We start from the raw sequence: 20,117 nt of genomic DNA on the forward strand, positions 1-20,117 counted from the left end.
AATGCCGTGGCTCCCTCTGCTTTCCCTGTTCAGTTCGCCGGTACTGTCACGGTGAAGGTCTGCACCAACTTGCCAGGGGTGGTGCCCTGCTTCGCCGGCACGTCCACCCGAACCAGCAGACCGTTGGTGGCGGTGCGGGTGGCCTGACCGGTTAGCGCCGCGCGGCTGCTGAGCCCCTGCTCGGTGACCTCAAAGCGCACCGGTCGGTCTTTGGCGTTCTGGAAGGTGTAGGTCACGCGGATGGCGGTGCCGCCGGCCACCTTGCTGCTCACCGCGCTGCGGGTGTAGGTCAGGTCCGGGTCGGTGCCCAGGTCCAGCTCCAGCGCGGTACCGGCGGGGGTGGTGTCCACGCTGACCTGGCCCACCAGACGGCCGTCCTCGCGCACCGTGACCGGGCCGCCCGGCAGTTCGGTGTCGGTCTTGAGCCGGTAGCCCCGGTCCAGGTTGCCCTGATCTCCACCCGCCGAAAAGCCGCGCTCCAGCACTCCGTAGCGCTCGAAGCTGCTCACCTTCGGGTTCAGGAACGGCAGGCTGACGCTGCCGTTGGCCGGCAGCGTGAAGGCCCCCTGCAGACCGTAGCGGTACAGACCGCGCAGTTCGCCCTGGCTGCTGACCTTGGGCACGCCCATACTGTCAGCGGCGACGGGGGCCGCCATCTCGGCCCGCGCGTACGGCGCCGGCATCGGCTGGCCGTTCTCCAGCGGCACGTCGCCGGCGTACAGTTCGGCGGCCGAGACGTTGAACGGCTGATCCGAGCCGTTGCGCAGGTCGGCCAGCGCCGAGAGGCTCGCCGCGCTGCCGGACAGCTTAAGCGTGTAACGCGGCGTCCAGCTGAGCGCCCGCGTCAGGTAGGTCAGGGTGGGCGTGCCGCTGCCCGCCACCGTGAAGCTGGCCAGCCATGACGGCGAGAGTGGGTTCTCCGGCGGCACCTGATCGAAGGCCAGGCGCTCGGCCGGCACGGTGCGGTACTGACCCTGAGCATCCTTGATCAGCAGGTCGCGGGCGCGCACCAGCGTCACCCGCTCTCGCTTTCCGTCCTCCAGCAACGTCACCGGCTGCCCCTCCAGGGTGGCCAACCAGTTGGCCTGCTGCACCAGCGAGCGCGAGGTGACGTTCACGCCGTCCAGATCCAGCGAGTCCGGCAGGATGCTGCCGTAGAGGTTGATGGGCAGGCTGACCGTCACGCGACCCTGCTGGACGGCAGCCGTGTCGCGCACCTCCCCGAAGTTCTGGTAGATGCGCAGGTCGGTGGCGCTGGCAGTGCCGAGCAGGACGGCGGCGGTCAGGGCAGCAAGTGCGGTCTTCATGTCTGAAGTGTGAGCTGCAGCACCTGACGCGATATGAGAATGCCAGGAGCTGTTCCGGGCGCGGCGTCAGCTGCCCATCAAAAACCCCCACCCGGCTGGGGGTGGGGGCATGGCCTTGCAGCAACTTTAGAGAATGTCGTCGCGGATGCAGGCCTTGAAGTGGCCGGGGCTGACTTCCAGCAGCGGCGGCACCACCATGGCGCACTCGGGAATGGCGTACCGGCAGCGCGTGCGGAACACGCAGCCACTCGGCGGGTTGATGGGGCTGGGAATGTCGCCTTCCAGAATGATGCGCTGACGCTTCACGGTCGGGTCGGGGATCGGGGCGGCCGACAGCAGCGCCTCGGTGTACGGGTGCTTGGGGTTGCGGTTCAGCTCGCGGCTGGGCGCGATCTCCATGATCTTGCCCAGATACATCACGATGATGCGGTCGCAGATGTACTCCACCACCGCGAGGTCGTGGGCGATGAACAGCACCGTCAGGCCCAGTTCCTCCTGCAGGTCCTGCAGCAGGTTCACCACCTGCGCCTGAATCGAGACGTCCAGCGCGGAGGTCGGCTCGTCGGCCACGATGAAGGCCGGGTCTACCGCCAGCGCGCGCGCAATCCCGATGCGCTGACGCTGACCGCCCGAGAACTCGTGCGGGTAACGCCCCATCGTCTCGGGCCGCAGACCCACCCGGGTCAGCAACTCGGCGATGCGCTCCACTCGTGCTTTGCCCGGGTGCAGGTTGTGGATCTGCAGCGCCTCCCCGATGATCTCGGAGATGGTCATGCGCGGGTTGAGGCTGGCGAACGGGTCCTGGAAGATCACCTGCATCTCGCGGCGGTAGTCGCGCAGTTCACTCTTGCCGATGCGGGTGATGTCCTTGCCGTTGAAGATGATCTGGCCGCCGGTCGGCTCCAGCAGCCGCAGCAGGGTGCGGCCCATCACGGTCTTGCCGCTGCCCGACTCGCCCACCACGCCGACCACTTCGCCACGCCTGAGGGAGAAGCTGACGCCGTTGACCGCCTGCACATTGCCCACCACGCGCGACAGCAGGCCGCCCCGGATCGGGAAGAACTTCTGGAGATCCTTGACCTCCACCAGCGGCTCCCCCATGGCGGGCAGTTTGCGGATCGTGTTCCGGTCCACCACAGCGGTCATGCCTTCACCTCTCCAAATTCATGCGAGCGGATGCAGCGGCTGGTATGGCCGCCCCCCGTGTCGATCAGGGCCGGGACCGCCTTGCTGCAGTCGGGAATCGCGAACTTGCAGCGCGGCTCGAACACACAGCCGGGCGGCAGGTGCAGCGGGTTGGGCACGTTGCCAGGAATGGCCTCCAGACGCTGCTTGCGCTCGCCGGGCGCCTCCGCTTCGTGGTCCACGCGCGGCATGCTATTCAGCAGGCCCATGGTGTAGGGGTGCTTGGGCGCCTTGAAGATCTCCAGCACGTCGCCCTCCTCCACCACGCGGCCGCCGTACATCACCACGACGCGGTCGGCCATCTCGGCCACCACGCCCAGGTTGTGCGTGATGAACAGGATGCTCATGCCGATGTCCTTCTGCAGCTTGCGCATCAGGTCCAGAATCTGCGCCTGGATCGTCACATCGAGCGCGGTGGTCGGCTCGTCGGCCACCAGCAGGGCCGGGTTGCACGACAGCGCCATGGCGATCATCACGCGCTGACGCATGCCGCCGGACATCTGGTGCGGGTACTCGTTGACGCGCTTCTTGGCGGCCGGAATGCCCACCAGTTCCAGCATGCTGGTGGCCACTTCCATCGCCTCGCGGCGGTTCTTGCCCTGGTGCAGCATCACCGCCTCGGCGATCTGGTCACCGACGCTGTACACCGGGTTGAGGCTGGTCATCGGCTCCTGGAAGATCATCGAGATGTCGTTGCCGCGGATCTTGCGCATTTCGGCTTCCGGCAGTGTCACCAGGTTCTTGATCTGGCCGTCCTTGCCCCGGAACAGCACCTCACCGTCCGCGATCTTGCCGGGCGGGGAGGCGATCAGCCGCATGATGCTGAGGCTGGTCACGCTCTTGCCGGACCCCGACTCGCCCACCACGGCCAGCGTCTCGCCCCGCTTGATGTGAAAGGTCACGCCGTCCACGCTCTTGACGACGCCCTCGTCGGTGTAGAAGTAGGTCTTGAGGCCCTTGACGTCCAGCAGGACATCGGCCTCCGGATGCAGCGCGGTACCCATGACCGGACTCGCCGCTTCAGCTGATTTCTGTGTCATTCGTCCTCCTTACAAGAACGCTTCCGCTGTCTTGCGACGTGCCGGCCTCGATGCTGACGGTCTGCGTTGGCAGGGCACCGTGGCCCTGCCGTCTGGCGCGCATGATAGCAGGATTGTATACAAAGCCTGCGCTCTGTGCGTCACTGCCGGCGGCGTGGGTCAAAGGCGTCGCGCAGACCGTCGCCCAGCAGCTGATAGCACATCACCGTGAACACGATGAAAAAGCCGGGAATCAGCATCCAGGGGCGGTCGGTGATGCTCGCGATGCCGGCCTCCTGCGCCTGACTCAGCAGGGTGCCCCAGCTGACGTTCGGCTCCACCGCGCCGATGCCCAGGAAGCTCAGGCTGCTCTCCAGAAGGATGGTGCCGGGAATCGAGAGGCTGAGCGTCACGATCAGGTAGGTGGTCATGCTGGGAATCATGTGCCGGAACATGATGCGCGACTGCGACGCGCCCAGCGAGTTGGCGGCCGTCACGTAGTCCTGCTCGCGCACCGACAGCAGCTGACTGCGGATGGTGCGGGCCAGTCCGCCCCAGCTGATGAAGGCCAGCATGCCCAGAATCACGAACAGCGCCAGCAGCGGGTTGATGCTCTGCGGGAAGATGGAGCGCAGCAGGAACAGGAGGAACAGGTACGGGATGGCCGAGATCACCTCGATGGAGCGGTTGATCAGGTTGTCCACCCAGCCGCCGAAGAAGGCGGCCAGCGCGCCCATCACGATGCCGATCAGGGTGCTGAGCAGCACCGACAGCACGCCGATGGTCAGCGAGATCTGCGAGGCGTAGAGCGTGCGGGTCAGCAGGTCACGGCCCAACGCCTCGGCCCCCCACAGGAACACCTTGCAGCTGGGATCGCCGGTGCCGAACAGGTGGAGCGAGCCGGGAATGCCCAGAATCCGGTACGGGTCGCCCTGCACGAAAAAATGAACCGGGCAGGTCTTGCCGGTGGGGCTGAACTCCTGCTGGAAGGTAGTCATGTTCAGCTGCTGCGCGAACTGATCCACATACAGACCCCACTGCCCGGTCTTGGGATTGTGGATGTGCAGCGGCGTCGGCTTGCGGAACGCCGTGATGTCGGTGGTGCTGTAGTTGCTTAGCCCGTCCGGCGCCAGGAACGGCGCGAAGATGGCCATCAGGTACAGCAGGATGATGAAGATGCCGCCGGTGACCGCCAGTTTGTTCTTGCGAAACTGGGTCCAGGCGACGCTCAGCTGGGTCTGGGAACGGTGGACAACTTTGGGGGAGGATGCCGTGGTGGTCATGCGCGCCTCATCAGGAATACCGGATCCGGGGGTCAACCATGGTGAGCAGGATGTCGCTGATGGCGTTGCCGAAGAACAGCAGCACCATGGTCAGCACGCTGAAGCCGGCAATCAGATAGAAATCCTGGGCATTCAGGGCGTCGAGCAGCATCGGCGTGATCCCAGGATACGCGAACACCACCTCCACAAATCCTGCTCCACCGATCAATGTGGGCAGCAGGCCGCCGATGCCGGCCACGAAGGGAATGATGGCGTTGCGCAGGGTGTGCTTGTACACCACGCTGAACTCCGGCACCCCCTTGCTGCGGGCGGTGCGGATGAAGTCGCTGCGCAGGTGCTCCAGCATCTGGCCGCGCAGCACGCGGGTGAAGCCGGCCACGTCGCCCACCGCCAGCACCAGCCCCGGAATGATCAGGTGCTTGAAGGTGTCCCAGAACTTCCCGGCGGCGCTGAGCTGGTCATAGTTGTTGCTGGTCATGCCGCCGATGGGGATCTGCCAGCCGGTGGCCTGACGCAGCTTCAGAATCCCGAAGATGGCCAGCAGCGCAATGAAGAAGCTCGGGAAGCCCAGCAGGAAGTAGAACACCACGCCGCTGATCCGGTCGCCCAGCGAGTACTGCCGGACCGCGCCGTACACGCCCAGCGGAATGCTGATGGCGTAGAACAGCACCAGGTACACGGCCACCAGCTTCATGCTGTTGACCACCCGGGGCCACGCCACGTCCAGCACCGGCTGGGTGTACTGGAAGCTCAGGCCCAGGTCGCCGTGCAGCATGTTCCACAGCCACTGCAGGTACTGCTGGTAGACCGGCCGGTCCAGCCCGAAGCGCTCCGCCAGGTTGTGGAGCTGCTGGGCCGAGATGCCCGGGTTCAGGCGGGCCGGCGTCAGAAAGTCACCGGGAGCCAGGTAGATGATGAAAAAGACCAGCACGCTGGCCAGCAGGAAGGTCGGGAGCAGGTTCAGCAACCGCCTGAGGAGAAAGATCGCCACGTTTTGCCTCCTTTCGCGGGGCATTCAGGGGAAAGGGGCAGCCCCAACTTGCTGGGCCACCCCCGTTTTGCGGCGGAACTTACTTGATGAAGGTGGTCTCGATGTTGCGCGAGCCGTAGTAGCTGTTCATCAGCTCCTTCGGGAACTGACCACCCAGACGGTTGTTGTAGGTGACGTGGTAGCTGGTGCCGACCAGGTAGACCACCGGCTGCAGCTCACCCTCAACCTTGAGCAGCTGGTCGCCGATCTTCTGGCGGGCCGCCTGGTCCAGCGTGCTCTGGCCCTGGTAGAACAGCTTGGTCATCAGCTGCTCCTGGCTGGTCAGGCACTTGCCGTTGGCCGGGTTGTTGTAGCTGTGCAGGTTGGTGCCGCACGGCACGACGTTGGTACCGAAGGGCCAGATGTTGTCGCCGCCCGAGAGGCCCAGCAGGATCGCGTCGAACTTGCGGTCGTCGCCCTTGTCGGTCAGCTGGCCCACCAGGTTGTTGAAGTCGATCGGGGTGAAGTTCACCTTGACGCCGATCTTCTTGGCCTCGTCGGCGAAGATGCGGCCCAGCTGCTCACGCACGTTGTTGCCGGCGTTGGTGGAGAGGTTGAACTCCAGCTTCTGACCCTGAGCGTTCACCAGGATGCCGTCGCTGCCCTTCTTGGTGAAGCCCATCTGCGCCAGCAGCTTGGTCGCGCCGGCCAGGTTGTACTCGTACTTGGGCGCGTCGTCACTGATGAAGTTCTTGAACACCGGGTAGACGCTGTAGTAGGTCGGGTTGCCCAGACCGCCCAGCGCCAGCTGAACCATCGCCTGGCGGTTGGCCACCATGCTCATCGCGTGGCGGAAGCGCACGTCGCGGAACAGCTTCTGGTGGAAGGGGTCACTGGTCTTGTTCCAGTTGAACACGATCCACTGGCTGGTGGCCGCCGGGCTCACGTTGGGCAGCAGGGTCGCCTTCAGGGTGCCGGCGTCGATGGCCTTCTTGATCTGCGCCAGGTCGTCGGCCTTGCTGGCCCCGAAGCTGTCGATGTCACCGGCCAGGTAGGTGGCCAGACCCGCGTTCAGGTCCTTCACGATGCGGTAGGACTGGGTGTCCAGGTACGGCAGCGAGGCGCCGGCGCTGTCCTTGTTCCACTCGCCCCAGTAGGTGTTCTTCTTCAGCACGGCGCGCTGGCCGGGGCTGTAGCTGCTCAGCGTCCAGGCGCCGGGCGACACGATGCTCTTGGGATCGGTGTTCAGGCCCCACAGCTTCTTGATGGCGTCCGCGCCACCGGCACGGTAGGCCTTGCCGAACACGTGGTCGGGCCACGGCACGAAGCTCATCTTCACGTAGGCGGTGGCGTCCGCCTGCGGGAAGTCGAACTGCAGGGTGTAGTCGTTGATCTTCTTGATGGTGATGGGCTTCTCGCTGATGAAGAAGCTGTCGTAGCTGTTGCTGCCGACCTTGTCGTCGGTGTGGATCTTCCAGGTGGTGATCCAGTCGTCGGCGGTGATCGGCTGTCCGTCACTGAACTTCATGCCCTGACGGATCTTGACCACGAAGCGCTTGTTGCTGTTGCTGACCACCGGCATGCTCTCGGCCATGTACGGGATGAAGCCGTCGGTGGCGGGGTCCTGCTTGAACAGGGTCGCGCCGTTCAGGGTCATCAGGTCCGGCAGGCTGTCGGCCTCGGCGGACGTGAAGGGGTTGAGGGTCTTGTAATCGCTGATCTGGTAGCTGCGAAACTCGCCACCCTTCTTAGCGGAGCTGGCCGGGTCGGCGCTCCACTTGGCCGGCCAGACGAACGGAGCCGCCGAGCTGGTTCCCAGCGTGAGTGCAGCAAGCAGAAACAAGGTCTTCTTCATGGGCATTCCTCCTGGTCTGGATAAAACAACATCGCACCCAGCGGCGAAACTCAATTGCAGTGAGTTTCTAGGTTGGGATCATGACCGGCGTTGTGTGGGGTTCCAGCGAGGTCAATATAGGCAATATGGCTAGTCAGGTCAAGAAACGGTCAAGGCATTGCGAACGCCCTGCCCATCGGACTTGGGCGAGATGAGGACCATTCACACGGTATGCATAATTATGAGGAGTGAAGTATACAAACGAAAAGTCACCTCCCCGAATGAGGAGGTGACTGCCAGGGAAGACTTAACGCGAAACGATGTCGATCAGCAGAGCCAGCAGCATGAAAATTCCGCCCAGTACGCTGGAAATGCGAATCAGGCCACCTTCCACGCCGCGCCCGCCGAACAGGTCGCCGCCGCCGCCCAGGGAGGCGCTGAGGCCCGCCTGCTTCGGCACCTGCAGCAGCACGAAGAACACCAGCCCCACGCACGCCAGGGCAAACAGCACGATGAACAGAATCAGAATGGACATGAGAACCTCGCAAAACGCCTCACTGGAGGCGGAAAAATCAGGATTGAAGCAGGGCACGCGGAGTGGTGAGCGCCTCCGGCCGGCCTCGCCGGGTTGTGCGGGGCCGCCGAGCAGTGTATAGCATCTGCAGCGGAGAGGGTGGTCGCCGCTGCTCCACCACGCGTCATCATCCCGAAATCATGCATCGCCGCCACACTGACCTCTGAGGGAGGCCCACCCATGTCCACCAATCTGCCCACCCGGGCGCTCCGGCCCCTGCTGGTGCCGCTGAGCTGCCTGCTGCTGAACGCCTGCACACCTCTCGCCGCCGTGCTGTCCGGGAGCCAGGATCTCGTCACCCTGAAACCGGTCTCGGCCACCGGTCTGGAACGCACCTCGCCCACGCCGGGCAGCAAAGACAAGACCGTCACGCCGCTGTCCGTGGGAGGCAGCGCCTTTCCTCACGGCTACGTGGTCCGGGCCCCCTCGGAGCTGGTGTTCCGGTTGAACGGCAATTGCGACCGCCTGAATGTCAGGATCGGGCTCGACGATCAGACGCGCAGCCAGAATGCCCTGACCTTCCAGGTCTTTGCCGACGACCAGAAGCGCTTCGACAGCGGCCCGGTCCGCAGCGGTCAGGCGGCGCGTCCGGTGCAGGTGGACGTGATGGGCGCCCAGACGATGCGGCTGGTGGTGTCCGGCGAGGCCGACGCGCGCGCCGACTGGCTCACGCCCACCCTGACCTGCGAACCGTGGGGCGGCCCGATCGTGATCACGCAGGGCGGCACCTACTCCGGCGCCTGGGAAAGCACCGACCCCAACACGCCGGCCGTGATCGTCCGCACCAGCGACCCGGTCACCATCACCCGTAGCCGAATCCGCGGGGTGGGCCACTACGGGCTGATTGAGGGCACCGGCAACCGGCTGACCGTCACCAACACGGTGTTTGAGGGGCAGCGGCCGCGCATCCGGGGCCGCAGCGCGCCCATGGCCGTCAGCCTGTTCCAGGCGCGCCGCCTGACCTTCGAGCACAACGTGGTCCGCCAGCAGGGCGGCGTCCGGCTGACCCAGTGGCAGGGCCAGGCCAGCGACGGCGACACGGTCCGCATCCGCTACAACCTGGCCAGCAACATTGACGGACGTCAGGACGACGGCTTCGGCAACCCGATCACCAGCGGCGAGCGCACCATCACCAACTTCGTGCAGTTCAATCAGGTGCAGGGCATCAGCGGGGCCGAGATCGCCTGGAATCAGGTGATCAACACGCCGTACCAGTCGCTGGTGGAGGACAACATCAACATGTACCTCAGCAGCGGCGTCAAGGACAGCCCGATCAAGATCCACGACAACTACATTCAGGGCGCCTACAACGCCGACCCCGCGCATGACGCGCGCTATGCGGGCGGCGGGATCCTGCTGGGCGACGGCAAGAGCGAGCGCCTGGGCGACAACGGGTACCAGTGGGCCTACAACAACCGGGTGGTCGGCACCGCCAACTACGCCCTGGGCGTGCTGGGCGGCCTGGAAAACCGGCTGTACGACAACCGGGCCATCGGTTCCGGGCTGCTGCCGGACGGCCGCCCCATCGCGTCGCAGAACACCGGCCTGGTGGTCTGGAACATGTACAAGGCGGGCGCGGGCCTGTTCGGCAACAACAGCGTGAAGTCCAACGCCGTGGCCTGGAACAGCCGTGTCCGGAGCAGCCAGACCTCACCGAGCCCGTGGTATATCCCCGACTGCGACAAGCAGGGCAACACCTGTGACAACACCAACCTGGGCCTCGCCAGTCCGGAACAGGAACAGGCGGAATTCAGCCAGTGGCAGAAGGCGCTGCGCGACGCGGGCATCCAGCTCGGCACCACCGTGACCGACTGAGCGCTTCAGAAGGGCAGCAGGGCCAGGAACATGTGTCCTGGCCCTGCTGTTTGTGGTGCCGAAGGCGGGACTCGAACCCGCACGGTTTCCCGCTCGATTTTGAGTCGAGTGCGTCTACCAATTCCGCCACTCCGGCTCACTGCTGCTGGGACATGCTAGCAGCGCCGCCCGGAGCGGTCAAACGGCGCCGTGGGCGGAGGGCTCGGGATGCACGCCGATGCGCGCGCCGATGTCGCGGCGCAGCTGCCGGCCCTCGAAACCAACCCGGTCGGCCAGAGCGTAGGCGCGGCCCAGGGCGAGCGCCAGGGTGGCGGCCTGCGCCTGCACCGCCAGCACCCGCCCGCCCGACGACACCAGCTGGCCATCCAGGCGCCGGGTGCCGGCCTGATAGAGCCGCTCCTGTGGCCCCGGTTCCGGCAGCTGCAGCGGAATATCGCGCTGCGGCTCGGCCGGATAGCCGGGCGCGGCCAGGATCACCACCGCGCTGGCGCCGGGCGCGAACTGCACCAGCGCCGGGTCCAGCTGGCCCTGAGCGCACGCCAACGCGATGAGCGCCAGGTCGCCCTGCAGCAGCGGCAGCACCGCCTCGGCCTCCGGGTCGCCGAAGCGGGCGTTGAACTCCACCACCTTCGGGCCGTCCGCGGTCAGCATCAGGCCGGCATACAGCACCCCGCAGAAGGGCTGGCCCTCGGCGGCCATGCCGCGCATCACCGGGTCCAGGATGTCGCGCTGGATACGCTGCTGCGCGGCGGGCTCCAGCGGGAACGGGCAGATCACACCCATACCGCCGGTCATCGGTCCCTGATCCTGCTCGTAGATGGTCTTGTGGTCCTGAGAGGGCAGCATCTGCACTGCCCGCACTCCGTCCGCGAAGGCCAGCACGCTGACCTCCTGCCCCTGCATGAACGCCTCGATCACCACGCTGGCGTCCGGCTGCCGGAAGATCTCGTGCAGCGCGGCCTGCGCCTCCGCGTGGGTCTGGCAGATGGTGACGCCCTTGCCGGCACGCAGGCCGGCGTCCTTGACCACCAGCGGCAGCGGCTGGGCCGCCGCGTAGGCCAGGGCTGGGTCCAGCGCCTCGAAGCTCTGGTAGGCCGCCGTGGGAATGTGGTGGCGCTGCATGAACGCCTTGCTCCAGCTCTTGTCGCCTTCCAGCCGGGCCGCCGCCCGGGTGGGGCCGAAAGCCGGCACGCCCACCTGCTGCAGCGCGTCCACCACGCCCTCCGAGAGCGGCCCTTCTGGCCCCACGATCACCAGGTCGGCCCGCTGCTGCACGGCCAGTTGGGCGTACGCTTCCGGCGATGCGGCCCCTGCGAGGCAGCGCGCCTGCTGGGCAATGCCGGGATTTCCGGGGCTGCACAGCACCTCGGCCACGCTGGGCGAGCGGCTCAGGGCGTCCACGATGGCGTGTTCGCGGCCGCCACTGCCGATCACCAGCACGCGCAGGCCGGCGGGCTGATGAGATGTTGGGGGAACTTCAGTCATGGTCGGGAGCTCCAGGGCAGGCCGAGAGGAAGGAAGCGGTCACGGGCCCACTGTGCCGCAGCGGCGCACGGCCGCCCGCGTGTTGTCTGACCTCTGCCGGAAGCGGCTCAGCTCCGGGCGGCCCGCCGCGTCCAGTAGCGGATCAGCCCCTGCACGCTCATCCAGGGGGGGCAGGCGGCTGCGTAGCGCTCCGGTAGGTCCGGGCCTTCGGCCTGCAGGGCGGCCATCAGCCGGGAGGTGTAGCGTTCCGTGACGGCCTGGGCCTCCAGCGACTCCTCCAGCCCCTCGCGCACCACCCGGGCGTCGGCGTGCAGGTGGGTGTGCAGCTGGTCCCAGTGGGCGGCCTGCTGCGGGTAGGTGCCGTAGTGCGCCAGATGCAGGTTGAGCGCCGGCACCTCACGCAGCACCTCGATGCTCCGGTCCCAGGCCTCCAGATCGATGTCCGGCGGCGGGGTAGGCGCGCGCGGTGACTGCCGGGCGTCCAGCCGGATGCCGCCCACGTCGCCCACGTACAGGTCGTCGCCCACGTGGTACGCCAGATGGTGCACCGCGTGCCCCGGCGTGTACAGGGGCCGGGCCTCCAGCGTGCCGAGCCGCAGCGTCTCGCCGCCTTCCAGCACCGTCAGGCGCTCCTCCGGCACCGGCCGCATCTCGCCCCACAGCCGTTCCATCTGGTCGCCGTAGATCTGGGCGGCGCTGGCCAGCAGCCGCTCCGGCCGCGCCAGATGCCCCGCGCCCCGGCTGTGCACGTACACCCGCGCGCCCGGACTGGCCGCCATCAGGCTACCGGCCGCACCCGCGTGGTCCAGGTGAATGTGAGTGAGCAGCAGATGGCGCACGTCGGCCAGGGTGGCGCCCAGCGTGGCCAGTCCGCTCTGAAGCGCCCCCAGGGTGCTGGCCGGACCCGAGTCCACCAGCGCCAGCCCGTCGCCGGTGTCGAAGACGTACGTGGCGATGACGCCCGGCTGCCCCAGGAACTGCAGATCGAGGGTGTCGGGCATCGCTACGCCCGGCCCAGCAGCCGCGCCGCCACCAGGATCACCACGGCGAGGTACTGCAGCGCCGCCAGCACCCGCAGCACGCCGACGTTGGGGGTGCTTCTCAGAGGACCTTGCGCCATGAACAGCACAAACGACGCGGACAGCAGAATCAGGACGGCAAATACCCACAGGGCCATGCGGCGAGGATAGCGGATGGCAGCCGGGTCAGGTGCGCGGGCGGCTCGAGACGCGCAGCAGCTCGTCGTAGCTGTCCGGCTGGTCCGGGTCGTCCAGGGCGGCCTTGTTGCGGCCGGTGAACCCACACTTCTGGCAGCGGTGCACGATCATCCAGCCCTTCTTGGGATGCTGCTCCACCGAGACCGGCACCATCAGCCCGCCGCAGTCGGCGGCGCGGTCGCCAGGGTGAATGTCCAGGTGCAGGCTGTGCAGGCAGCCGGGGCAGTGGTTGCGCACCGACCCGTTGCGCAGCGGCTGCACCTCCAGGCCGCAGTGCTGGCACACGAAGCTGGTGTTGGTGCCCTGCACCGTGAAGCGGCGGGTCACCTCGCCCTCCCCCGCTGCCACGCCAGAAACGCCTGGATGCCCGGCAGCGTGGCGATGGCGATGCCCGCCGCCGCGAAGGCCAGTCCGGCGAGCAGCGCCGCCAGCCCCGAGGCCGTGAACCCGCCCACCACGCTGAGCAGCGCGGTCAGCACCCCGCCGCCGATGCTCAGGGCCAGCGTCAGATACAGCGCGGGCCGGGCGCCCCGGTACAGCCAGACGAGCAGCAGCGCCGTCAGGACCGCCGAGATCAGGTCCGGCAGGCGGCGCTGCGCGTCGCCGTGCAGCAGCCGGCTCACGGCCGGAATCACACTCAGCGCGAAGATCACCGCCAGGGCCAGCAGCAGCTGCAGGCGGCCCTGGTCGGCGGGGGACGGGGGGACGGGTCGGCTCACGGCCCTGGTGATAGCACAGGCCCGCCCGACCGAGTGTGGCCGCCTGTCCCAGCGGCACGGGACATGGCCCCTCGCTCCCTCACACCGTCAGGTCGTGGGGGTAGCAGTAAGCCCAGCGTTCCCCCGGCTCCAGGCTGTGGATGATCGGATGGTCGCTGGCCTGGGCATGGGCGGTCGCGTGCCGGTTCTTGGAGCTGTCGCAGCAGCCCACGTGCCCGCAGGTCATGCACACGCGCAGATGCACCCAGCGGTCCCCCAGCGCCACGCACTCCACGCACACGCCCGCGTCCGGCGTGACCACCGTGAGGCCGTGGGCGTGCTCACACATCTGCTGCTGCGCCGGGTCCAGCCGCACCGGCAGCGGGCCGCTCAGCTGCTGCTCCAGCTCAGCGCGGTCCATGCCGCTGCCCAGGTGATGCAGCGCCCCCAGAGCCGACTCGTCCTGCGCCGTCAGCACCACGCTGGCCCCGGCGTCCTGCAGCGCCGCCACCTGATCCGGCTCGTCGGTGTGGGCGATGATCTGCAGGCGGGGGTTGAGGATGCGCGCGGCGCTGACCACCCGTCCGGCCATCTCGGGCGTGTCGTCCGGCACCACCAGCGCCCGCGCCTGCAGAATGCCCGCCTCGCTCAGCAGCGCCGGACGCGAGTAGTCCCCGATCACCACCGGCACGTCGTGGGCCGCCACCCGCGCCGCGCCGTCCGGACTGAGCGTCAGTACCCCGAACGGCTGCCCGGCGCGTGCCAGCCCCCGCGCAATCCGCTGGGCGCGCGCCCCGAAGCCCGCCAGGATCACGTGGTTGTTCAGTTGGCCCAGCGCCGACTCCGATGTGGACGCCTGCGCCGCTTCCAACTGCTGCCGCTGCGTCTGTTCCTGGCGGCGTGTGCCCAGCCGCTCGCCCAGCCGGGCCGTGAGGGGCGTCAGGGCCATCAGCAGCACGGTGGCCGCGATGAAGCTCTGGGTGCCCACCGTGCCCAGCCCGGCCGGGGTCAGGCCCAGCGCCCGGCCGCTGCTCTCCAGTACGAACGAGAACTCCCCGATCTGGGCGAGCAGGAAGCCGCCCGGCAGCGCGACCGAGAGCGGCAGCCGCAGCAGCCGGATGCCGGCGGTGGCCACCACGCTCTTGAGCACGATGATGGCCAGCACCACCCCCACCACCAGCGGCAGGTGCGTCAGCAGGAAGCGCACGTCCAGCTGCAGGCCCACCGACAGGAAGAAGGCGGCGCTGAACAGAATCTGCAGCGGCAGGATCTCGCCCAGCGCCTGCCGCCCGAAGCGGCTCTCGCTGACCAGCAGGCCGGCCAGAAAGGCCCCCAACGCCAGCGACACTCCCGCCAGACTGGTCAGGTAGGCGGTCCCGAAGCAGCCGGCCACGATGGTCAGCAGGAAGATCTCCGGCGAGCAGGTGCGCGCCACCACCTCCAGCACCTTCGGCACCACCCGGCGGGCCAGCAGCAACACGGCCGCCACGATCAGCACGGCCTTGCCCAGCGCCAGCGCCACGCCGCCGATGCCGCTCCCCTGGCCGGCCATCATCGGCACCAGCAGCACCATCACCACCACCGCCAGGTCCTGAAAGATCAGGATGCCCAGCAGCGTCTGCCCCAGCCGGGTGCCGCTGCCGCCGCGCTCCTGCAGCAGCCGCAGCACGATGGCGGTGCTGGACAGCGCCAGCAGGAAGCCGGTGAAGACACCACTGCGCCAGTCCACGCCCAGCAGCAGCAGCACTCCGGCCGTGACCAGCACCGTCAACACCACCTGCAGGCCGCCGCCCAGGAAGATCAGCCGGGCGATGCGCGACAGCCGGTCCAGGCTGAACTCGATGCCGATGGTGAAGAGCAGCAGCATCACGCCGATCTCGCTGGCCGCCCCGATCAGCGCCGGGTCGCGGATGATGCCCAGCAGCGACGGCCCCACCAGGACGCCGGCCAGCAGAAAGCCGATGATCGGGACCAGCCCGGCCCGGAACGACAGGTACGCCACCACCGCCGCCACCAGCAGCAGCAGCGTCAGTTGACCCAGGAAGGCGGGCGGGCCGGAGGAGTGGGTAGCGGCGGCTGCGGCAAGGGCCGACCCCGAGAGGCTGAGCAGCAGAGCGGGAACACGCATCATGCCTTCATCATGCGGGGGAGCGGCCCTGCCGCACAGCACTCGGCTGACGATTGACGAGGCCCACTAGGGGCAGAGCGCCGTGCGGCACACCTCCAGCTCCGCGTAGTCGCGGCCCGCCTGCACCACCAGCCGCACCGAAAGCACCCCGTTTTCCAGCGCGTAGCGGTCGCCCTGTGCCGTCTCCAGCTGCGAGAGCGGCACCTGCGTCAGCTGGTTGCGGGCATCCACCCACCAGTCGCGGTACACGGCTGGCGTGCCGGTGTACGGCAGGTCCAGGCGGAGCGTCTGACCGGGGCGCACGTAGCCGAAGTTCAACCGCAGGTGCGCCGGCGTGACCGGCAGCGTCAGGGTGTAGCGCCCGCCTTCCGGCAGGGTGGTCGCGTAGTAGCGCCGGTCGCTCGGCTGGCCCACCAGACTCAGGGTGCCGCCCACGCCACTGACCCCCAGCGTGCCGACCGTCTCCCCGCTGACCGCCTGCACACCCAGCTGCCCGAACGCGCCGGTGCAGACTGAGGCATTCCAGGCGTCCTGGCGCACACAGCCGGGCGTGAGCAGCGGACTGGTGGCCACCACGCTGCGGCCAGCGGTACCGGTCACGCTGCCGTCCCGGTCGATAAAGGTGGCGGCCTTGTCGCCGTCCCGGTCCATCAGCGGCGTATCCAGCCAGACGCGGTTGGAGCTGTCCAGCCAGTGCAGGCCGGACGCGCTGTTGAGCGGGCTGAGCGCGAAGCTGTTCTGGCGGTTGTAGCCGAGCCCGCTGGCCGGACGCAGGCTGTTCGGCACAAAGCGGGCGAGGCTGGCGCGCTCAAGGCTGACGGTGCCGTCGTAAAACTCGAAACCCCGGATAGGAAAGCCAGCGTCCCAGGGGCGCGGCAGGCTGCGTCCACCCTCGCCGGTCGCTTCCCACGACTGCGGGGTGCCCAGGTTCGCGGTCTCCCCCACCAGCAGCGTGCCGTCCACCGCCGCCTGGTTGGCGGCGAGGGTGGCGCCCACCGCGTTGTCGGCCAGGGTGCCGCCGCTCAGCCGCAGGTGGCTGCCGCGCAGCCACACCCCGCGCTGGCGGTTCTTGTAGCCGGTGAAGCCGGTGAACGCGGCCTCCACCGGGGTGGACGCGCGGTCCGAGGGCGTGACCACTGGGGTGTAGAGCATCGTCTCGGTGGTGGTGCCGTCGGCGGCGTTGCCGTTGTCCACGTTCAGGCCGGTGTCGGTGCCGTGCGCCACGTTGTTCTGAAACTGGCCGAGCGGGGTGCGGCGTGGCCAGAGGGTGCCGCCAGCCGCCTGCGACAGCCCGGTGGGATGTTCCGGCATGGCGTACCAGAAGCCGGTGCCCTGCACCCCCGCCGCCACGTTGCCCACATAGCTGTTGGCGGGGTTGGTGATCCAGAAGCCGGCCGGATTGCGGTCACTGCTGAGCAGCGGCGTCTCGTGGAGCCGAGTGTCGGGCCGGCGTACCAGCAGCGCGAGGTTGCTGCTGAAGATGTTGCCGGTCTCGGCGCCGTCCTCCATGAAGTAACAGTGGCCCACCGTGTTGTAGGCGACGTTCTGCTGGATGCTCAGGTCGGAGGTGCCGTGCACCGTCACGCAGCGGTTGTACAGGTCATGCAGGCTACTGCCGCGCAGGTAGGACCCGGCCGCCGACCCCAGCATGTGGAAGTGAACCGGATACCGCCGCAGCGTGTTGCGCTGGCCCATCCGGGTGAATTCCACCCCTTCCAAATGGGCGGTGCTGCCGCTCATCACCATCACCTGCCCGCCCAGGCCGCTCGTCACGCTGTCCTCGGCGGCCTGCACCGTGATGTTGCGGCTGAGCAGGCCCACCTCCGCCTGTTCCGTGACCGTCTGGCCCCCGATCTGCTCCGGTGTCCCCCAGTGGGTGAAGCGCAGCGGCTGGGCCAGCGTGACCACCCGGCCCTGCACCGAGCGCACGGCCACCGTCTCGGTCTGGGCGCTGTCGAAGTCGGTGGTGGCCAGGGCGAGCAGGTCGCCGGGCCGCCAGTCCGGGGCGTCCTGAACAGTCAGGGTGGTACTCCCGGTGCGGGCCGTCTGGGCCAGCCGGGTCCAGCTGGTCCGGGCCTCGCCGTGCAGGTCCAGCCGCCCGCCCATCACGCCGATCAGCCGGTCGCCCATGCCCATCACGTTCTCGTCCGGCACCGTGTCGGTCAGCTCGATGACGGCCCGGTGGACATACGGCCGCGCCTCGCTGCCCACCGCGAGGGTGCCGTGCAGCAGAATCCAGTCGGTTCGGAGCGTCAGGTCCTGGTCGGCGAACATCAGCGCGCTGCCCGCCGGGACGGTCAGGCTGCGCAAAGCGGGCGGCGATACGTCCAGCAGCATCGCCTGTCCTTCCGGGACCGTCACGCTGTCGCCCTCCAGCGGCACGTGACGGTTCGGCCAGCTGGCCGGGTCGCTCCAGCGCAGGGTGGGCGTGGGCAGCGGGGCCGCCGGTGTGGACGGGGTGGCCACACCCACGCTGGTGCCCGGACCGGCTGGCGCAGGGCCAGAAGCGGCGCCGCCACAGGCCGCCAGCACGAGACTCAGCAGCAGCAGCGGCGGCATAAAGGTCGGCTTCATGAGAACAACGCTACAGGCCGGAGGCGCGCGGCGCTATGAAATACACGCCGTGAACCGGTGGCTGCCGTTACCGCCCGTCCACGCTCAGGTCCAGGCTCCCCTCCACCGCCTCGGCCACCCGTTTCTGGGTGTCCTGCACCTCCACCACTGCCGTCTCGCCGCCCTCCAGGTCCATCACGAAGTGGTCGCCCTCCAGCCGCACCCGCTCCAGAATCTGCTCGTCGCCCTGCGGCCGGGTGCGGGCCCGCAGCTCCACGTAGCGGCCCAGCGGCGTGCGGATCACCTTGGGAGCCAGCACCTCCTCCACCTGGAAGATGCCGCCGGAGTTGTTCATGGTCACGTCGATCAGCACCGGCTTGGTGTCGCCGCGGGTGATGACCACCTGGTCCACGGCCAGGGCGCTGATGCTATGGATGTCCACGCTGCCCAGCGCGAAGGCCTTGCGCCCACGGCCCTTGGTGATGTCGGTGCCGTCCGCCACCGCCACGATGCCCCCCTCGATGGTCAGGGGCGCCGGGTTCAGGTCGTGGCAGTTGATGCCGTGCAGGATGAAGGCGCGGATCTTGGTGCGCTTGAACACGTCCGGGTACAGCGGCTCCAGAATCCGGTCAATGATCGGCCGGGCCAGATGCACGCCGTGTTCCTCGTGCGCAGCACGGTGCACCTGGTTGCCGATGTCGTGCAGCATGGTGGACAGGATGGTGACCAGGAACACGTCCTCCACCTCACCGATGCCGCTCTCCAGCAGGTCCGGCTTCACGCCGCCCTCCAGCAGCAGTTCCAGAATCGCCATGCTGGCCGCCCCGGTCACGAAGGCGTGCACCCGGCCGTGATCGTTGTAGCCGAGCTTGCGCATGGTGATGTAGTTGGCCATGTCCCAGTGCGCGAGCGCCTCCGGGTCGTGGATCAGGGCCTCGAACGCGGCGAGTGCCAGCGGGTACTCCTGCAGGTCGGCGCGGATCGCTCCCCCCAGCGCCTCGATCAGCCGGGCGCGCGGGGTGGCGAATTCGATGGTGCGTTCCTTGCCGCTGTGGCGGGCATCCACGTCTTTCAGGCTGCCGCGCGCCACGTTCAGGGTCAGTTTGTCGCCGCTCATGGGGTCTCCCTTCGGCGTGTCAGGGAGGTCGGTCGTGTCGCGGAGAGGAAGCAGGGGAAACTGGCGATGCATGATCGGCCTCTGGCTCATGTTCCATGCTATGGCGACGCGGCTGACAGCCGGCTTACTCGCCCTTGAAGTTGGCCTTTCGTTTACTCAGGAACGCCTGGGTGCCCTCGCGGAAGTCGGTGGTGGCCACCGTCATGCCAAACAGGTCGGCCTCGATCTCCAGGCCCAGTTCCAGGGTGGTGTCCAGCCCGCGCCGCACCGCTTCCTTGATCAGCGACAGCGAGATGGGTGCGTTCTTGAGCATCGCCTCGGCCACCACACGCGCCTGCTCCAGCGCGTTGTCGGCCACGTAGTTCACCAGCCCCATGCCGAGCGCCTCCTCGGCCGGCAGCTGCCGGGCGGTCAGCATCAGGTCCAGGGCGCGGCCGGTGCCGATCAGCCGCGAAAGCCGCTGGGTGCCGCCGAAGCCCGGCAGCAGGCCCAGGCCGGCCTCCGGCAGCCCCAGCCGGGACGTGCGCGACGCCACCCGTACGTCGCAGGCCAGCGCCAGTTCCAGGCCCCCGCCCAGCGCGTACCCGTTGATGGCCGCGATGGTGGGAATCGGAAGGGTGGCGATGCCGTGCATCACGTCCTGGCCGGCCAGCGCCAGCTCGCGGCCCGCGTACACACCTTCCAGCTGGGTCAGCTCCGAGATGTCGGCGCCGGCCACGAAGGCCCGGTCGCCGGCCCCGGTGATGATCAGGGCGCCGATGTCGGCATGCTCGGCCACGATGTCGGTCACCTGGCTGAGTTCCGAGAGCGTGTCGCCATTCAGTGCGTTCAGGGCGCCCTGGCGGTTGACGGTCAGGACGGCCAGCGGGCCGTGCTGATCCAGCTGCAGGTTACGAAACTCGTACTCGTCGAAGAGGGTCATGCGGCCATCT

The 20,117-nt window shown here is 68.1% G+C and carries 17 protein-coding genes and 1 tRNA gene; 1 reads left to right on the forward strand and 17 read right to left on the reverse strand.

The genetic code is table 11. The features are described from left to right. Window positions 1-29: 29 nt before the first annotated feature. The 7 genes from ABOD76_RS19670 to secG all read right to left on the reverse strand — a co-directional run bounded on the left by ABOD76_RS19670 (window position 30) and on the right by secG (window position 8,133). Entirely contained in the window at window positions 30-1,307 is a 1,278-nt protein-coding gene (locus ABOD76_RS19670; RefSeq protein WP_350243647.1) for a DUF4139 domain-containing protein, read from the reverse strand. A 126-nt stretch (window positions 1,308-1,433) separates the two neighbouring features. Further along, window positions 1,434-2,453, reverse strand: a complete 1,020-nt coding sequence (locus ABOD76_RS19675; RefSeq protein WP_380130049.1) for an ABC transporter ATP-binding protein — start codon at window positions 2,451-2,453, stop codon at window positions 1,434-1,436. Further along, on the reverse strand, window positions 2,450-3,496 hold the full coding sequence (locus ABOD76_RS19680; RefSeq protein WP_380130057.1) for an ABC transporter ATP-binding protein: 1,047 nt from the start codon (window positions 3,494-3,496) through the stop codon (window positions 2,450-2,452). Before ABOD76_RS19680 ends, ABOD76_RS19675 begins: the two co-directional genes overlap by 4 nt. Before the next feature lie 176 nt (window positions 3,497-3,672). After that, window positions 3,673-4,794 (reverse strand): ABC transporter permease, encoded by a 1,122-nt coding sequence (locus ABOD76_RS19685; protein WP_350243648.1) that lies wholly within the window; start codon window positions 4,792-4,794, stop codon window positions 3,673-3,675. A 10-nt stretch (window positions 4,795-4,804) separates the two neighbouring features. Beyond that, window positions 4,805-5,785, reverse strand: coding sequence for an ABC transporter permease (locus tag ABOD76_RS19690; protein WP_350243649.1), 981 nt, complete (start codon window positions 5,783-5,785; stop codon window positions 4,805-4,807). A gap of 79 nt (window positions 5,786-5,864) precedes the next feature. Beyond that, entirely contained in the window at window positions 5,865-7,619 is a 1,755-nt protein-coding gene (locus tag ABOD76_RS19695) for an ABC transporter substrate-binding protein (protein WP_350243650.1), read from the reverse strand. 286 nt (window positions 7,620-7,905) lie between these two features. Next, window positions 7,906-8,133, reverse strand: coding sequence for a preprotein translocase subunit SecG (secG, locus tag ABOD76_RS19700; RefSeq protein WP_350243651.1), 228 nt, complete (start codon window positions 8,131-8,133; stop codon window positions 7,906-7,908). A 219-nt stretch (window positions 8,134-8,352) separates the two neighbouring features. Here secG and ABOD76_RS19705 point away from each other — a divergent pair, with 219 nt between their 5' ends. Further along, window positions 8,353-9,987: an NPCBM/NEW2 domain-containing protein gene (locus ABOD76_RS19705; RefSeq protein WP_350243652.1), complete on the forward strand. Its 1,635-nt coding sequence runs from the start codon at window positions 8,353-8,355 to the stop codon at window positions 9,985-9,987. A gap of 53 nt (window positions 9,988-10,040) precedes the next feature. On the opposite strand, the gene ABOD76_RS19710 is transcribed toward ABOD76_RS19705, so the two are convergent. From ABOD76_RS19710 to ABOD76_RS19755, 10 genes are all read right to left on the reverse strand, one after another. Next, window positions 10,041-10,123, reverse strand: a tRNA-Leu gene (locus ABOD76_RS19710). Window positions 10,124-10,164: 41 nt separating this feature from the next. Then, window positions 10,165-11,433: a phosphoribosylamine--glycine ligase gene (gene purD, locus ABOD76_RS19715; protein ID WP_350245316.1), complete on the reverse strand. Its 1,269-nt coding sequence runs from the start codon at window positions 11,431-11,433 to the stop codon at window positions 10,165-10,167. 146 nt (window positions 11,434-11,579) lie between these two features. Next, complete coding sequence (locus ABOD76_RS19720; RefSeq protein ID WP_350243653.1) at window positions 11,580-12,473, reverse strand: MBL fold metallo-hydrolase; 894 nt, start codon at window positions 12,471-12,473, stop codon at window positions 11,580-11,582. Window positions 12,474-12,475: 2 nt separating this feature from the next. After that, window positions 12,476-12,649, reverse strand: coding sequence for a hypothetical protein (locus ABOD76_RS19725; protein WP_350243654.1), 174 nt, complete (start codon window positions 12,647-12,649; stop codon window positions 12,476-12,478). Between the two features lie 28 nt (window positions 12,650-12,677). Then, window positions 12,678-13,016 carry an RNHCP domain-containing protein gene (locus ABOD76_RS19730; RefSeq protein ID WP_350243655.1) on the reverse strand — a complete coding sequence of 113 codons (339 nt, stop codon included), beginning with the start codon at window positions 13,014-13,016 and terminating at the stop codon, window positions 12,678-12,680. After that, a complete protein-coding gene (locus ABOD76_RS19735) occupies window positions 13,013-13,408 on the reverse strand; it encodes a hypothetical protein (protein ID WP_350243656.1) in 396 nt (131 codons plus the stop codon). The genes ABOD76_RS19730 and ABOD76_RS19735 overlap by 4 nt, the downstream gene beginning before the upstream one ends. Window positions 13,409-13,487: 79 nt before the next feature. Then, window positions 13,488-15,518: a cation:proton antiporter domain-containing protein gene (locus tag ABOD76_RS19740; RefSeq protein WP_350243657.1), complete on the reverse strand. Its 2,031-nt coding sequence runs from the start codon at window positions 15,516-15,518 to the stop codon at window positions 13,488-13,490. A gap of 63 nt (window positions 15,519-15,581) precedes the next feature. Continuing rightward, the gene (locus tag ABOD76_RS19745) at window positions 15,582-18,089 is read right to left on the reverse strand and encodes a G8 domain-containing protein (protein WP_350243658.1); all 2,508 of its coding nucleotides are present in this window, start codon (window positions 18,087-18,089) and stop codon (window positions 15,582-15,584) included. A gap of 67 nt (window positions 18,090-18,156) precedes the next feature. Further along, window positions 18,157-19,185 carry a phosphohydrolase gene (locus ABOD76_RS19750; RefSeq protein WP_350243659.1) on the reverse strand — a complete coding sequence of 343 codons (1,029 nt, stop codon included), beginning with the start codon at window positions 19,183-19,185 and terminating at the stop codon, window positions 18,157-18,159. 124 nt (window positions 19,186-19,309) lie between these two features. After that, the gene (locus tag ABOD76_RS19755) at window positions 19,310-20,107 is read right to left on the reverse strand and encodes an enoyl-CoA hydratase-related protein (protein ID WP_350243660.1); all 798 of its coding nucleotides are present in this window, start codon (window positions 20,105-20,107) and stop codon (window positions 19,310-19,312) included. Between the last annotated feature and the right edge of the window lie 10 nt (window positions 20,108-20,117).

The sequence above is a fragment of the Deinococcus sonorensis KR-87 genome (assembly GCF_040256395.1).
GTDB lineage: Bacteria > Deinococcota > Deinococci > Deinococcales > Deinococcaceae > Deinococcus > Deinococcus sonorensis.